At 71.6% G+C, this 13,505-nt stretch carries 14 protein-coding genes; 8 read left to right on the plus strand and 6 right to left on the minus strand.

Annotated features, from left to right (window positions below; all coding sequences use genetic code 11):
• Positions 1-2 precede the first annotated feature (2 nt).
• The 4 genes from ACFY1E_RS19595 to pssA all read left to right on the plus strand — a co-directional run bounded on the left by ACFY1E_RS19595 (position 3) and on the right by pssA (position 3,388).
• Positions 3-509, plus strand: coding sequence for a MaoC family dehydratase (locus ACFY1E_RS19595; protein ID WP_389077432.1), 507 nt, complete (start codon positions 3-5; stop codon positions 507-509).
• A 5-nt stretch (positions 510-514) separates the two neighbouring features.
• Positions 515-1,720 carry an acyl-CoA dehydrogenase family protein gene (locus ACFY1E_RS19600; protein ID WP_389077434.1) on the plus strand — a complete coding sequence of 402 codons (1,206 nt, stop codon included), beginning with the start codon at positions 515-517 and terminating at the stop codon, positions 1,718-1,720.
• A 170-nt stretch (positions 1,721-1,890) separates the two neighbouring features.
• A complete protein-coding gene (locus ACFY1E_RS19605; protein ID WP_115910141.1) occupies positions 1,891-2,547 on the plus strand; it encodes a phosphatidylserine decarboxylase in 657 nt (218 codons plus the stop codon).
• Between the two features lie 22 nt (positions 2,548-2,569).
• Positions 2,570-3,388: a CDP-diacylglycerol--serine O-phosphatidyltransferase gene (pssA, locus tag ACFY1E_RS19610; protein WP_389077819.1), complete on the plus strand. Its 819-nt coding sequence runs from the start codon at positions 2,570-2,572 to the stop codon at positions 3,386-3,388.
• Positions 3,389-3,600: 212 nt separating this feature from the next.
• On the opposite strand, the gene ACFY1E_RS19615 is transcribed toward pssA, so the two are convergent.
• Positions 3,601-4,719: a glycerate kinase gene (locus ACFY1E_RS19615; protein ID WP_389077821.1), complete on the minus strand. Its 1,119-nt coding sequence runs from the start codon at positions 4,717-4,719 to the stop codon at positions 3,601-3,603.
• A 204-nt stretch (positions 4,720-4,923) separates the two neighbouring features.
• On the opposite strand from ACFY1E_RS19615, the gene ACFY1E_RS19620 reads away from it, so the two are divergent.
• Together ACFY1E_RS19620 and ACFY1E_RS19625 are read left to right on the plus strand one after the other, a co-directional pair.
• Positions 4,924-5,997: an ADP-ribosylglycohydrolase family protein gene (locus ACFY1E_RS19620; protein ID WP_389077436.1), complete on the plus strand. Its 1,074-nt coding sequence runs from the start codon at positions 4,924-4,926 to the stop codon at positions 5,995-5,997.
• 35 nt (positions 5,998-6,032) lie between these two features.
• A complete protein-coding gene (locus ACFY1E_RS19625; protein ID WP_344398031.1) occupies positions 6,033-6,527 on the plus strand; it encodes an NUDIX hydrolase in 495 nt (164 codons plus the stop codon).
• Between the two features lie 12 nt (positions 6,528-6,539).
• Here the strand turns inward: ACFY1E_RS19625 and ACFY1E_RS19630 are convergent, their stop codons facing one another.
• The gene (locus ACFY1E_RS19630; protein WP_389077440.1) at positions 6,540-6,740 is read right to left on the minus strand and encodes a type II toxin-antitoxin system VapB family antitoxin; all 201 of its coding nucleotides are present in this window, start codon (positions 6,738-6,740) and stop codon (positions 6,540-6,542) included.
• A 76-nt stretch (positions 6,741-6,816) separates the two neighbouring features.
• Here ACFY1E_RS19630 and ACFY1E_RS19635 point away from each other — a divergent pair, with 76 nt between their 5' ends.
• On the plus strand, positions 6,817-7,554 hold the full coding sequence (locus ACFY1E_RS19635; RefSeq protein ID WP_389077442.1) for an NAD-dependent deacetylase: 738 nt from the start codon (positions 6,817-6,819) through the stop codon (positions 7,552-7,554).
• Between the two features lie 38 nt (positions 7,555-7,592).
• Here ACFY1E_RS19635 and ACFY1E_RS19640 read toward each other — a convergent pair whose 3' ends face one another.
• The 3 genes from ACFY1E_RS19640 to ACFY1E_RS19650 form a co-directional block, all read right to left on the minus strand.
• Positions 7,593-8,840, minus strand: coding sequence for a serine hydrolase domain-containing protein (locus tag ACFY1E_RS19640; protein WP_389077443.1), 1,248 nt, complete (start codon positions 8,838-8,840; stop codon positions 7,593-7,595).
• 143 nt (positions 8,841-8,983) lie between these two features.
• Positions 8,984-9,472, minus strand: a complete 489-nt coding sequence (locus tag ACFY1E_RS19645) for a methylated-DNA--[protein]-cysteine S-methyltransferase (protein WP_389077823.1) — start codon at positions 9,470-9,472, stop codon at positions 8,984-8,986.
• 19 nt (positions 9,473-9,491) lie between these two features.
• The gene (locus ACFY1E_RS19650; protein ID WP_389077446.1) at positions 9,492-10,973 is read right to left on the minus strand and encodes an AlkA N-terminal domain-containing protein; all 1,482 of its coding nucleotides are present in this window, start codon (positions 10,971-10,973) and stop codon (positions 9,492-9,494) included.
• A gap of 147 nt (positions 10,974-11,120) precedes the next feature.
• Here ACFY1E_RS19650 and ACFY1E_RS19655 point away from each other — a divergent pair, with 147 nt between their 5' ends.
• Positions 11,121-12,254 carry an MFS transporter gene (locus ACFY1E_RS19655; RefSeq protein WP_389077826.1) on the plus strand — a complete coding sequence of 378 codons (1,134 nt, stop codon included), beginning with the start codon at positions 11,121-11,123 and terminating at the stop codon, positions 12,252-12,254.
• Positions 12,255-12,612: 358 nt separating this feature from the next.
• On the opposite strand, the gene ACFY1E_RS19660 is transcribed toward ACFY1E_RS19655, so the two are convergent.
• Positions 12,613-13,500: a M56 family metallopeptidase gene (locus ACFY1E_RS19660; RefSeq protein ID WP_389077448.1), complete on the minus strand. Its 888-nt coding sequence runs from the start codon at positions 13,498-13,500 to the stop codon at positions 12,613-12,615.
• Between the last annotated feature and the right edge of the window lie 5 nt (positions 13,501-13,505).

Raw genomic sequence — 13,505 nt, forward strand, 5'->3', positions numbered from 1 at the left:
CGATGCAGTTCGGACGCACCTACGAGGAGTTCGAGGTCGGGGCGACGTACAAGCACTGGCCGGGCAAGACGGTCACGGAGTACGACGACCACCTGTTCTGTCTCCTCACCATGAACCACCACCCGCTCCACATGGACACCAACTATGCGGAGAAGACGACGGACTTCGGCAAGAACGTCGTCGTGGGCAACTACATCTACTCCCTGCTGCTCGGCATGTCCGTCCCGGACATCTCCGGCAAGGCGATCGCCAACCTGGAGATCGAGTCGCTCAGGCACGTGGCGCCGACCTTCCACGGCGACACGATCTACGGCCAGACGACGGTGCTCGACAAGTGGCCGTCGAAGTCGAAGAACGACCGCGGCATCGTCTACGTCGAGACCAAGGGCTACAAGCAGGACGGCACGCTGGTCTGCGTGTTCCGCCGCAAGGTGATGGTGCCCACCGAGACGTACATCAAGGAGCGCGGCGGCGAGCAGCCCGGCCGCCCGGAACTTCAGGAGGGCTGAGCCCGATGGCACGCCTCGCCCAGACCGCCGGTCTGACCGACATCCAGCAGGAGATCCTCTCCACCGTCCGCGACTTCGTGGACAAGGAGATCATCCCGGTCGCCACCGAGCTGGAGCACCGCGACGAGTACCCGCAGCAGATCGTCGACGGCCTCAAGGAACTCGGCCTGTTCGGCCTGATGATCCCCGAGGAGTACGGGGGCCTGGGCGAGTCGCTCCTCACCTACGCCCTGTGCGTCGAGGAGATCGCCCGTGGCTGGATGTCGGTGTCCGGCATCATCAACACCCACTTCATCGTGGCGTACATGCTCAAGCAGCACGGCACGCAGGAGCAGAAGGACCACTTCCTGCCCCGTATGGCGGCCGGCGACATCCGCGGCGCCTTCTCGATGTCGGAGCCGGGCCTCGGCTCGGACGTGTCCGCCATCACCTCCAAGGCGGTCAAGGACGGCGACGAGTACGTCCTCAACGGCCAGAAGATGTGGCTGACCAACGGCGGAACGTCAAGTCTGGTCGCCGTACTGGTCCGAAGTGATGAAGGACACCCCGAGGGCACCGCGCCCCACAAGTCGATGACGACCTTCCTGGTCGAGAAGGAACCCGGCTTCGGAGAGGTCCGCCCCGGCCTCACCATCCCCGGGAAGATCGACAAGATGGGCTACAAGGGCGTCGACACCACCGAACTCATCATGGACGACCTGCGAATTCCGGCCAACCGTGTGCTCGGTGGCGTGACCGGCCGGGGTTTCTATCAAATGATGGACGGCGTGGAGGTCGGCCGCGTGAACGTGGCGGCGCGTGGCTGTGGCGTCGCTCAGCGTGCGTTCGAGCTCGGTGTCCGGTACGCCCAGCAGCGTCACACTTTCGGCAAGGCGATCGCCCAGCACCAGGCCATCCAGTTCAAGCTGGCCGAGATGGCTACCAAGGTCGAGGCCGCGCATGCCATGATGGTCAACGCGGCACGCAAAAAGGACTCAGGGGAGCGAAACGACCTTGAGGCCGGTATGGCGAAGTACCTCGCCTCCGAGTACTGCAAGGAGGTCGTGGAGGACGCGTTCCGGATCCACGGCGGCTACGGCTTCTCCAAGGAGTACGAGATCGAGCGCCTCTACCGTGAGGCCCCGATGTTGCTGATCGGTGAAGGTACGGCCGAGATCCAAAAAATGATCATCGGTCGCAGGCTGCTCGAAGAGTATCGGTTCCAGGGTTAGATGTCCGGATACGGGGTGTTTTCTTGGAGAAGAAGATCACACCCCGTCAGCACTCTTCGGCCGCCGACTCGGCTTCCTGGCTTGCCCAGTTGCGGCCCGCGACCGGTACCATCCCGGGAAAGCCGCCGTCCCCCGTTACTGCGCGGCATCATCCGCTACGAAGGTCATCCATGCCCCACAGCCAAACCTCTGCACCACGCGACAGCCGGGCCGGCGTACGCCTCGCGCGCGGAGCATCGCCGTGGCTTCTGCCGACCGTCGCCACCGCAGCCCTCAGCCTGGCCCGTGCGCGCCGCTCCGGCGTCGCCAAGGCCGTGGCCGTGCCCGCCACCGCGCTCGCGGCGGGCATGCTGTGGTTCTTCCGCGACCCCGAGCGCGAGATCGCCCCTGGCAGGGTCATCTCGCCCGCCGACGGTGTGGTGCAGAGCATCATGCCGTGGAAGGACGGCCGTACCCGCGTCGCGATCTTCATGAGCCCGCTCAACGTCCACGTCAACCGCGCGCCGCTCTCCGGCGAGGTGACGTCGGTCGAGCACATCCCCGGTGGGTTCGTTCCGGCGTTCAACAAGGAGAGCGAGAACAACGAGCGCGTAGTCTGGCATTTCGACACCGAACTCGGCGACATCGAGATGATCCAGATCGCCGGCGCGGTGGCTCGCCGCATCGTGCCGTACATCCCGCAGGGGACGAAGGTCGAGCAGGGTGACCGCATCGGTCTGATCCGCTTCGGCTCGCGCGTCGACATCTACCTGCCCGAGGGCGTGGACGTCGCGGTCGAGGTCGGCCAGAAGACCGTGGCTGGGGTGACTCGCATTGACCGTGATTGATCCTGATACCCAGGCGGGCTGGGTGCCCGAGGCCGACGAGGTGGACGAAGAGGAGGAGATGCCCCTCTCTCTCCGCCTCTCAATAGCGGACACCCTCACCCTGGGCAACGCCACGTGCGGCTTCATGGCGGTGTACTTCACCACCACCGGCATCCTGATCCCGCACCTCACCGGCGACCAGGAGACCGGCATGGCCCGCCACAGCGCGGCCACCGCGGTCATCCTGATGCTGTGCGCGGCGGTCTTCGACCTGTTCGACGGCCTGGTGGCACGCAAGCTGCGCTCCTCCCCCATGGGCGCGGAGCTGGACAACCTGTCGGACCTGATCAGCTTCGGTCTGGCGCCGGCGTACTTCGTCCTCGTCTACGGCATGGTCGCGGACGACGCGCATCAGCGGGTGGCCGCGGTCGGGGCAATCGTGGTGCTCCTGGCCGTGGTGCTGCGGCTGGCGAGATTCTCGTGCGTGACCGTCCCGAACGGCATGTTCCAGGGCATGCCGTCACCGTTCGGCGCACTGACGGTCGTCTCGATCGTCCTGCTGGAGCTGCCCTTCGTGGCGACCCTCCTGGCGATCCTGGGCACGGCCTGGCTGATGGTGAGCCGCGTCGAGTACCCGAAGCCGCGCGGCCGTCTCGCGGTGGCGATGCTGTCCTGGATCGTCGTGTCGATGGGCCTGCTGGCGGCCTGGGCGTTCGACGCCCCGAGCGGCCAGCTGCTCCTCCAGACGGGCTGCGCGCTCCAGCTGGTCACCGGAGCGGTGATCCCCCTGTTCGCCACGGCTCGCCGGGTGAACAACTTCCGCGACAACCGGCGCGAGGCGCGGGCGGCGCAGGTGCCGTAGCCGTAGCGGCGCTTGTACGACGGTGAAGGGCCCCGAACCATTGGTTCGGGGCCCTTCGTGTGCGGCGCCGCCCCGCTTTCGGCCTGAACGGCCTCGTCCTCAAACGCCGGACGGGCTGAAAAACAGCCCCTCCGGCGTTTGAGGAGCGGGGGTCCGGGGGCCGGCCCCCGGTACGGGACGGGTAGGGGCGGCGGGGCGAAAAAAGCCTGGTCTCAGGTCAGGAAGTCCCGCGCGATCTGCTCCGCCACCCGTTCCAGGATCGGCCCCGCGTCCGCGATGCACTTCGCCACGTCGGGTTCGACGGACGTGAGCGGGTACGCGCGGCGGATCCCGGCCCGGCCCAGTGCCTCAGGCTGCAGCGCGAGACGCCCGCACACCGCGACGACCTCCTTGTCCGCGGCACGCGCGGCGGCGGCGACCCCCGCCGGCGCCTTGCCGTGCAGGGTCTGCTCGTCCAGGGACCCCTCCCCGGTGATCACCAGGTCCGCCCACTCCAGCGCCGGCGCGAACCCGAGCACGTCCAGCATCACCTCGATGCCGGGGCGGAAACCGGCGCCGAGGAGCAGGGCGCCGTAGCCGATGCCGCCCGCCGCGCCCGCGCCCGGGGACACGGCGAATTCCGCCGCCTTCGCGCCGACCGCTTCCTCCAGCACCTTCGCGTAGTGCGCGAGGGCCGTGTCCAGGGCCTCCACGTCGTCCGGGGAGGCGCCCTTCTGCGGGCCGTAGACGGCGGGTGCGCCCTTCGGGCCGGTGAGCGGGTTGTCGACGTCGCTGGCCAGGACCAGGTCGACGGAGGCGAGGCGCGGGTCCAGGCCGGACAGGTCGGCGGAGGCCAGCTCGCTCAGTCCGCCGCCGCCCGGGGGAACCGGCTCGCCCTCCGTGTCCAGGAACCGTGCCCCGAGCGCCGACAGCATCCCGGCGCCGCCGTCCGTGGTCGCGCTGCCGCCGACGCCGAAGACGATCGTGCGCGCGCCCGCGTCCAGCGCGGCCCGCAGCAGCTCGCCGGAGCCGTACGTCGACGCCGTGAGCGGTGCGAAGACACCGGCCGGCAGTCGCTGCAGCCCGCTCGCCTCGGCCATCTCCACGACCGCCGTGCCCGCACGCAGTGCGAAGGCCGCCGTCACCTCGTCGCCCAGCGGCCCCGCGACGCGCACCTCGCGCCGCTCGAAACCGGCCGCGACCGCCGCGTCCACGGTCCCGTCGCCGCCGTCGGCCACCGGCAGCGACTCCACCTGGAGCTCCGGCACGACCCGGCGCAGCCCGGCCGTCACCCGCTCGGCGACCTGCACGGCCGTCAGCGACCCCTTGAACTTGTCCGCGGCGATGAGCACGCGCTGTGTCACCTGTTTCCCCTTGCTCTCCGGGCCTCGCGCATGTCAAGGCCAGTCGCGCCGCTGCGACCTTAACCGGGGGAGACCCCCGCCGTCATTCCGTGACCGGAGCCTGGGACGCCGGTCGGGGCCGTCTGAGAGCCCGCTGTGCGTCCCTTGTCGAACACCGCGCAGCACGCGCCCAAATTGGGTAGACCTTCTGCTATGACCCCTGTGGGCACTGAGCCAGAGCTCGCGGACCGCATCCTCGGGGGCTGGCTGGGCCGGATTGCGGGCAACATGCTCGGCAAGCCGGTCGAGCAGGGCGACCTGTGGACGCGGGACCGTATCGACCGCTATCTGCGGCAGGCCGCCGCACTGCCCCTCACCGACTATCTTCCCGAGCCCGCCGACGAGAGCGACGGCTTCGAGCTGCGCCCCGAGTGGCGTCAGTGCGTGCGCGGCCGGATCCACGGCAGCTGCCGCGACGACGACGTCGACTACGCGATCCTCGGCCTGGACCTCCTGGAGACGCACGGCTTCGACTTCAGCACCGAACAGGTGGGCGAGCTGTGGCTGCTGCGGCTGCCGTATCTGCAGACCTTCACGGCGGAGCGGGCCACCTACCGCAATCTCGCCAACGGGCTGAAGCCGCCGCTGACGGCCACGTACGACAACCCGTACCAGGAGTGGATCGGTGCCCTGATCCGCGCCGACATCTACGGCTGGACCTGCCCGGGCGTGCCGCGCCGCGCCGCCTCCCTGGCCCGCCGGGACGCGGTGCTGTCGCACACCGGCAACGGCGTGTACGGCGCAATGTGGGCGGCGGCGCTGATCGCGGCGGCCTTCACCGCGCCCACCGTGCGGCACGCGGTCGACCAGGCCCTCGCCGTCATCCCGGCGAGCAGCCGGCTCGCCCGTACCGTACGGCGGGTCGTGTCCCTCCACGACACGCGGATGACCTGGGAGGACACGCTCACGACGGTGGCCGAGGAGACCGCAGGCCTCGGCTGGATCCACACCATCCCGAACGCCGCCGTACTCACTGCAGGGCTTCTGTACGGCGACGGCGACTTCACCCGCACCATCACGCTGACCGTCCGCGGCGGCCTGGACACCGACTCCAACGGGGCGACGGCCGGCTCGGTGGCGGGCGTGCTGACCGGTGCGGACGCGATTCCGGCGCAGTGGAAGGAGCCGCTGGAGGACACGGTCCGCAGTGCGGTGTTCGGCTTCGACGGGGTGCGGATCAGCGAGCTGGCCGAGCGGACGGTGCAGCTGGCGGAGGCGGAGAGCTAGCCGAAGGCGGAGCCTGGGCTGGTTACCCTTCCTGGATGACCTCCACGCCAGACTTCGCCACGTACCTCGCCGGCCTGCCCCGCATTCTCGCCGGAGCCGCCGCCCTGTTCCGCGACGCCGAGGGCCGGGTGCTGCTCGTCGAGCCCAACTACCGTGAGGGCTGGGCGCTGCCGGGCGGCACGATCGAGTCCGACGACGGCGAGACCCCGCGCCAGGGCGCGCGCCGCGAGACGCTCGAGGAGATCGGTCTCGACCGCGAACTGGGCCGGCTGCTCGCGGTCGACTGGGTGTACAAGCCGAGCTGGCCGCCGCTGGTCGCCTATCTGTACGACGGCGGTGTCCTCGACGAGGACGACCTCAAGGCGATCCGCCTGCAGGAGGAGGAACTGCTCTCCTGGCGCCTCGTCCCCCGCGAGGAGCTCGACGACTATCTGCTGGGCACCCTCGGCCATCGCGTCCGGGTCGCCCTGGACGTCCTGGCGGAGGGCTCGGGCACGGCCGAGCTGGAGAACGGGCAGCGGGTGGCCTGACCGGGCGTCGGCTCACCCTTCGGGGGCGCGGGGCTTGGCGTCCACCTCGCGCAGCCCCTCGTCCCGCGCGGCGACCCGGGCCTCGGTCCGGTGGCCGCGCTCGATGTAGTCGCGGACGACGAGCTCGACGGCGTCCTGCGGGCTGCCGACGCCCGCAAGGACCATGACCTCCACGACGAGTTCGGCATCGAGCGAGACGGTGACCTTGGCCATGGCGGGAACCTAGCACCGAAGAGCGCGCACGAATATCCGTTCGCCCCACCTGGTCCTCCGTCCTACCCTCGGTGCCATGAGCAAGCCCCTCGTCGCGATCCTCAGCGGTGCCGGTATCTCCACGGACTCCGGGATCCCCGACTACCGCGGCCCGAACGGACTGTGGCGGAAGGATCCCGAGGCCGAGAAGCTCGTGACGTACGAGTACTACATGGGCGATCCGGAGATCCGGCGACGGTCCTGGCAGATGCGGCGCAAGAACCGCACGCTGCAGGCCGAGCCCAACGCCGCGCACCGGGCCGTGGCGGAATTGGAGCGGTCCGGGGTGCCCGTGCGGGTGATCACCCAGAACGTCGACGGGCTGCATCAGCTCGCCGGCATGCCCGCCCGCAAGGTGCTCGAACTGCACGGCTCCGCACGGAGCTTCGTGTGCACCGGTTGTCATGCGCGCGGGCCGATGGAGGAGGCGCTCGCCCGGGTCGAGGCCGGGGAGGACGACCCGGCGTGCCTGGAGTGCGGGGGCATTCTCAAGTCGGCGACGGTGATGTTCGGCGAGCGCCTCGACCCGGTGGTCCTCGGTGAGGCTCTCGCCATCACCAAGGCCTGCTCCGTGTTCATCGCCGTCGGCACCAGCCTGCAGGTGCAGCCCGCGGCCGGACTCGCCGGCGTCGCCGCCGACCACGGCGCGCGGCTCGTCATCGTCAACGCCGAGGCGACGCCGTACGACGACCTCGCGGACGAAGTCGTACGGGAGCCCATCGGCACCGCGCTGCCCGAACTCCTGGACCGGCTGAGCGCGGATAGCCGCAGCTAGAGCCCGGACCGCCGTCGTCCGGCGTCCACGACGGCGTGTCAGCTCCCGGCCGGGACGATGGTTCCGAACGAGGCCGCGGCGATCTGCTGGATGTAGCGCATCTCGGTCCCGTCCAGGTTGTTGGGGTTGAGGGAGTACACGATCTTGCGGGAGAGGTCGTTGGTGGCGAAGACACCGCTGGTGTAGCCGGGGCGAGAGCCGGTCTTGCCCCAGACCACGACACCGTTGGAGGCCTTGACCCGCATCAGGCCCATGGTCATGCAGGCCCGGCCGGCGTCCGCCTGGGTGCGGCACTGGCTGCTGTGGTGGCTGGGGACGTCGGGGACCGCGAAGAGCTCGGCCTGCTGGGCGGGCGGAAGGAGACGGCCGCGGAACAGCTGGGTGATGAAGCGGTCGAGGTCGGCGGGGGTGGAGATCATGCCGCCCTCGGCCCCGGGCCAGGGACTCTGCTCGGTGACGTCCACCGGGCGCCTGGTGCCGTCCGCGGACTTGACCAACAGATAGCCGTGCGCGTGCGGGCCGGGCAGCGTCGGGTCGTCCGCGTCGGGGACGTAGGTGTCGTGCAGGCCGAGGGGGCGGGTGATCCGGGCCTGCACCTCGTGGGCGAAGGTGTGCCCGGTGATCTTCTCGATCAGCACGCCGGCGACGTAGTAGTTCATGCCGTTGTACTGCTGCGCGGTGCCGGGCGCGAACTGCATCGGCTGACCGGCCATCAGGTCGATCACCTGCTGCGGCGTGAAGCTCTTCAGACGGTTGGCGGCGAACCATTCGGGGCTGCCGTCGCCGAAGTCCGGGCTGTCGGCCCCACGCGGCAGGCCGCTGGTGTGGTTGAGCAGCTGGCCCACCGTGACCGGCGGCAGCTCCGCGGGCAGAACGCCCGGCAGGTAGTGCTGCACGGGTGTGTCCAGGTCGATCCGGTGCTCGGCGGCGAGTTGGAGCACGACGGTCGCGGTGAAGACCTTGGAGATGCTGCCGATCCGGAAGTGCCCGTTGCGCGGGACGCCCTGGCCGGTCTCCAGGTCGCCCACGCCCGAGGTGCCCCACCAGTGGCCGGCCCTGCCGGTGATCCGCAGCAGCGCGCCGGTGACGTCCGCGCTGGGCAGGCCACCGATGGCCGCCCTGAGCCTGACCGGATCGAGCACGGGCAGCGGCGTGCTGGTCGCCGCAGGCGCCGTGGCCGGGATCGCGGCGGAGGCGGGGGCGGCCACGCTCACGGCCAGGGCGGTCAGCACGGCGCCGGCGGCTGCCACGGCGGACCAACGGGGATGACGCAGGGTGCGGTTCACGGCAGGGCTCTCCCAGGGTGACGGTCGGACCGGCGAACGCCCGGCCCGACCACGAGTCTCATGCGCCCCGGCAGCCCCGATCATCAGGCGCGTCCCCGAGTAACCCCCCACCGCACCCTGAGAACTGATCAGGGGTCAGGTTCCTACCTGATCAGGGTGACCGTTCCGCTCTCGAAGTCCAGCAGGCGCTGCTTGCGGTCCAGGCCGCCGCCGTAGCCCGTCAGGCTGCCGTTCGCGCCGACGACTCGGTGGCAGGGGACGATGATGCCGATCGGGTTCTTGCCGTTGGCGAGGCCGACCGCGCGGGAGGCGGACGGGTTGCCGAGGGCCGCGGCGAGTTCGCCGTAGGAGCGGGTCTCGCCGTAGGGGATCTCGCGGAGCCGACCCCACACCGTGCGCTGGAACGGGGTTCCGTGCAGGCGGAGTTCGAGGGTGAACTCCTTCAAGTCGCCTGCGAAGTAGGCCTCCAGTTGTTCCTCCGCCTCTGCGAAGAGGGTCTCGTCCCGTGTTCCGAAGGACTCCTCAGGTGGGCGGTGACGCTGCTCGGTCATGTAGAGGCCGCACAGGATGCCGTCGTCGGCTACGAGGGTGAGGGGGCCGTACGGGCTGTCGATCACGGTGTGGTGCTTCACGGGGCTCATCCGGGAGTCCTTACACGGGCAGGAAGTTGATGGGGTGGCTGTCGGTCGCCCACAGGTACTGGACGGCGTACGCCCGCCAGGGGCGCCAGGCCGCCGCGCGGGCGGTGAGGGCCGCCGGGGTGGACGGGAGGCCCAGTTCCTGGGCGGCGCGGCGGATGCCGAGGTCGGTGGGGAGGAAGGCGTCAGGGTCGCCGAGGGCGCGCATGGCGATGACGTCGACGGTCCAGGGGCCGAAGCCGGGGAGGGCGAGGAGCTGGGCGCGGGTCTCGGGCCAGTCGCTCTCCGGGCCCAAATGGACGGTCCCGTCGGCGAGTTGGCGTACCAGCGTGGTGAAGGTGGTGCGGCGGGTGCGGGGCATGGCCAGGGACTCGGGGTCGAGTGCGGCGAGCGCCTCCGGGGTGGGGAAGAGGTGGGTGAGGCCGCCTTCCGGGTCGTCGATCGGGTCGCCGTGTGCCGTGACCAGGCGGGAGGCGTGGGTGCGGGCGGCGGCCGTGGACACCTGCTGGCCGAGTACGGCCCGTACGGCGAACTCCGCCTCGTCGACCGTGCGCGGGACGCGTCGGCCGGGGGCCTTGTCCACCAGCGGCGCGAGGAGGGGGTCCGTGCGGAGCTGGTCGTCGATCGCCACCGGGTCGGCGTCCAGGTCGAGCATGCGGCGGCAGCGGCTGATGGCGACGGGCAGGTCGCGCAGGTCGCTGAGGGTGAGGCGGCAGGCGATGTGGTCGGGTTCGGGGGCCAGGGTCGCGATGCCGTGGCCGTACGGGAGGCGGAGGGTGCGGCGGTAGGCGCCCTCGCGCCACTCCTCCACGCCGGGTACGGCCGTCGCGGCGAGGTGGCCGAAGAGGTTGTCGGGGTTGAGGGGGGCGCGGAAGGGCAGGCGGAGGGTGAGGGCGCCGGGGGCCGCGGGGGCGTTCTTCTTCGGCAGCCTCGCCCGCAGTTCGCTCGGGGAGAGCGCGAAGACCTCGCGCACGGTGTCGTTGAAGGTGCGGATCGAGGAGAAGCCGGCGGCGAAGGCGATCTCAGCCATGGGCAGGACGGTCGTCTCGATCAACAGGCGGGCCGTCTGGGCGCGTTGGGCGCGGGCCAGGGCCAGGGGTCCTGCGCCGAGTTCGGCGAGCAGCTGGCGTTCGATCTGGCGGGTGCTGTAGCCGAGGCGGGCGGCGAGGCCGGGGACGCCGTCGCGGTCCACGACGCCGTCGGCGATCAGGCGCATGGCGCGTGCCACCAGGTCGGCGCGCTGGTTCCACTCCGGGGAACCCGGGCTGGTGTCGGGGCGGCAGCGCTTGCAGGCCCGGAATCCGGCCTGCTGGCAGGCGGCCGCGCTCGGGTAGAAGGTCATGTTCTCGGGCTTGGGCGGTACGACCGGGCAGCTGGGCCGGCAGTAGATGCGGGTGGTCAGGACCGCCGTGAAGAACCATCCGTCGAAGCGGGCGTCCTTGGACTGGACGGCGCGTACGCAGCGCTCTCGGTCGGTGTGCATCCCGTTCTGCATGGGTCCAGCATCGGCGATGGGCGGGGCCGGGGCTGGCGAGAATCCGACATCAAGGTGGTGTGGGCTGGAGCGGTCCGGATCGCCCTCTCCTTGGCATGGTGGGTGATGGGTACGCTGCCCTGCATGGACCGTGGACGGCAGCGACCGATGTGGCCGCTGTACGCGGCGGGGTTCACCACCGCGTTCGGGGCGCACGGTATCGCCGCGAACCTGGGGGGTGCCGGAAAGGGCGCGGTCACCTCGCTGCTCGTCCTGGGCGGTCTGCTGGCGCTCTACGACGGGGCGGAGGTCGTCCTGAAGCCGGTGTTCGGCACGGTGGCCGACCGGGTGGGGGCGCGGCCTGTGCTGCTCGGCGGGCTGGTGGCGTTCGCCGCCGCGTCTGCGGTGTACGTGCTCGCGGACAGCCCGGGGTGGCTGTGGGCCGCGCGGCTCGGGCAGGGGGCGGCGGCGTCCGCGTTCTCGCCGGCCGCGTCGGCGCTGGTGGCGCGGCTGAATCCGGCGGCCAAGCACGGGCGGGTCTTCGGGAGTTACGGCTTCTACAAGTCCATCGGCTACACGCTGGGACCGCTGCTCGGCGGGGTGCTGGTGTGGGCGGGCGGGCTGCGGCTGCTGTTCGCCGTGCTGGCGGTGCTCGGTGCCGCCGTCGCGGTGTGGGCGCTGGTCGCCGTGCCCGTAGTGGCGCCGCTCCCCCGCGCCCGGCAGACCCTGCTGGATCTGGCGCGACGGCTGACGGACCCGGCGTTTCTCGTGCCGACGTCCGCGCTCGCGGGGGCCACGGCCGCGCTCTCGGCCGGGGTGGGCTTTCTGCCGGTGTCCGGTGCGGTGGCCGGGCTCGGGACGGTGGCGACGGGCGCCGCGGTGTCGGTGCTGGCGGGGTGCGCGGCGGTCGTACAGCCCCGTGCCGGGCGTGCCTTGGACGCCGGGCGGCTCACCGCGGGCGCCGGGCTCACCGCCGGGCTGCTGCTCGCGGCAACCGGCCTGGCCTGCGCGATGCTGCCCGGCCTGACCGGCATCCTGCTCGCCGCCGCCCTCATCGGCACCGGCACGGGCCTGATCACCCCACTGGGCTTCGCGACCCTGGCCTCGGCGACCCCGCAGGAGCGGCTCGGACAGACGATGGGCGCGGCGGAACTCGGCCGCGAACTCGGGGATGCGGGCGGCCCGTTGCTGGTGGCGGGGGTGGCGGCCGCAGCGACCCTGACCTACGGGTTCGGGGCGTTGGCGATGGTGTTGGGGTGCCTGGCGGCGGGGGTACGCAGAACGACGGCCGGGCCGCGCTGAGGCGAGAGCGGGGGGGACCGGGCGATCGCCCCCCGTTCACGCCTGCTGCAGTGCCCATGCCCACGTCCCGCCGCCTCACGAACAGCCGCCCCATCCACCCCGGGCAAGCACCCCCCGTTCACGCCCGGGCAAGCGCCGGCGCCCCTGTCGATCCGCGCCGCCTCCTTCGCATGCTGCAGTGGCCACGTCTCCCTCCGGCCCGGGCCGGCGCCGGCCCCGTCCGGCCCGGGCGAGCGCACACCCACTCGAGTCCAGGCGAGCGCCGGCGCCCCGTCGCCCACGCCCGGCTCGGGCCACCGCCCTCCGTCCAGTCCAGGCGAGCGCGCGGCCACCATCACCCCCAGGGCAGGCGCCCGCCTTATGTCAGCACGCTGCCCAGCAGATGCAGCAGATCACCCGTCGCGTCCGCCGCGCCGAGGGCGGGTAGGACGCCGAGGGACAGTACCGCCGCGGCAATCAGGCGCAGGTGGGGTGGCGGGGCCGTCTGCAGGGCGGCGACGCGGCGGGTGACGGCTCGGTCGGAGAAGTTCAGTGCGCAGCCGGAGCGGTGGGCCACCAGGGCGGCTCGGGCCAGGGCCCGGGCGGTGGTCCGGCGGTCGCCCACTGCCTCGGCGGCGCATTCGTCGGCCCAGCGCTCCACCAGATAGGTGACCGTCGTACGCACCGGCGCGAGCAGGGGGTTCACCGCTGCGGCGAGGGTGACCACATGGACGAGCCGGCAGTGGCGGTGCGCGAGATGTGCGCGCTCGTGGGCGAACAGGACGCGGCGTTCGGCGGGGCGCAGCGCGGCGAGCATCGCGGAGGTGACCAGGATCCGGCCCGGGGTCCCGGGCACCGCGAACGCCTGCGCGGTCGGTGAGGCCGCGACGACGAGTTCGGTGCCGTCCGGGTGTCCTTCGCACAGGCGGCGCAGGGTGCGGCGGGTGGCGCGTTCGGCGCGGACCGCCCGCAGGACCCGGCAGGCGGCCACAGCGAGAACCGCGAGCGCGGCGAGGGCGACGATCTCCGGGACGGGATCGGGCAGCACCCGGCCGTCCTCACGGGCGTCGGCGACGACCGGCGGTGCCTCGCCGACGAGCGTGACGGTCAGCAGGACCAGCGCCCAGGTGGTGGCGCCCGCGGCGAGGACGGCGGCCGCGGTCAGGGCCCGGGCTGCCGGAGCGGGCGCGAGGCGCAGACCGACCTGCGGACTGACGGAAGCGAGCAGGAGGGACAGCAGCAGCGGGGTGTAGACGTCGATCCTCATGGCCC

This window comes from Streptomyces sp. NPDC001604 (genome assembly GCF_042893475.1).
Taxonomy (GTDB): Bacteria; Actinomycetota; Actinomycetes; order Streptomycetales; family Streptomycetaceae; genus Streptomyces.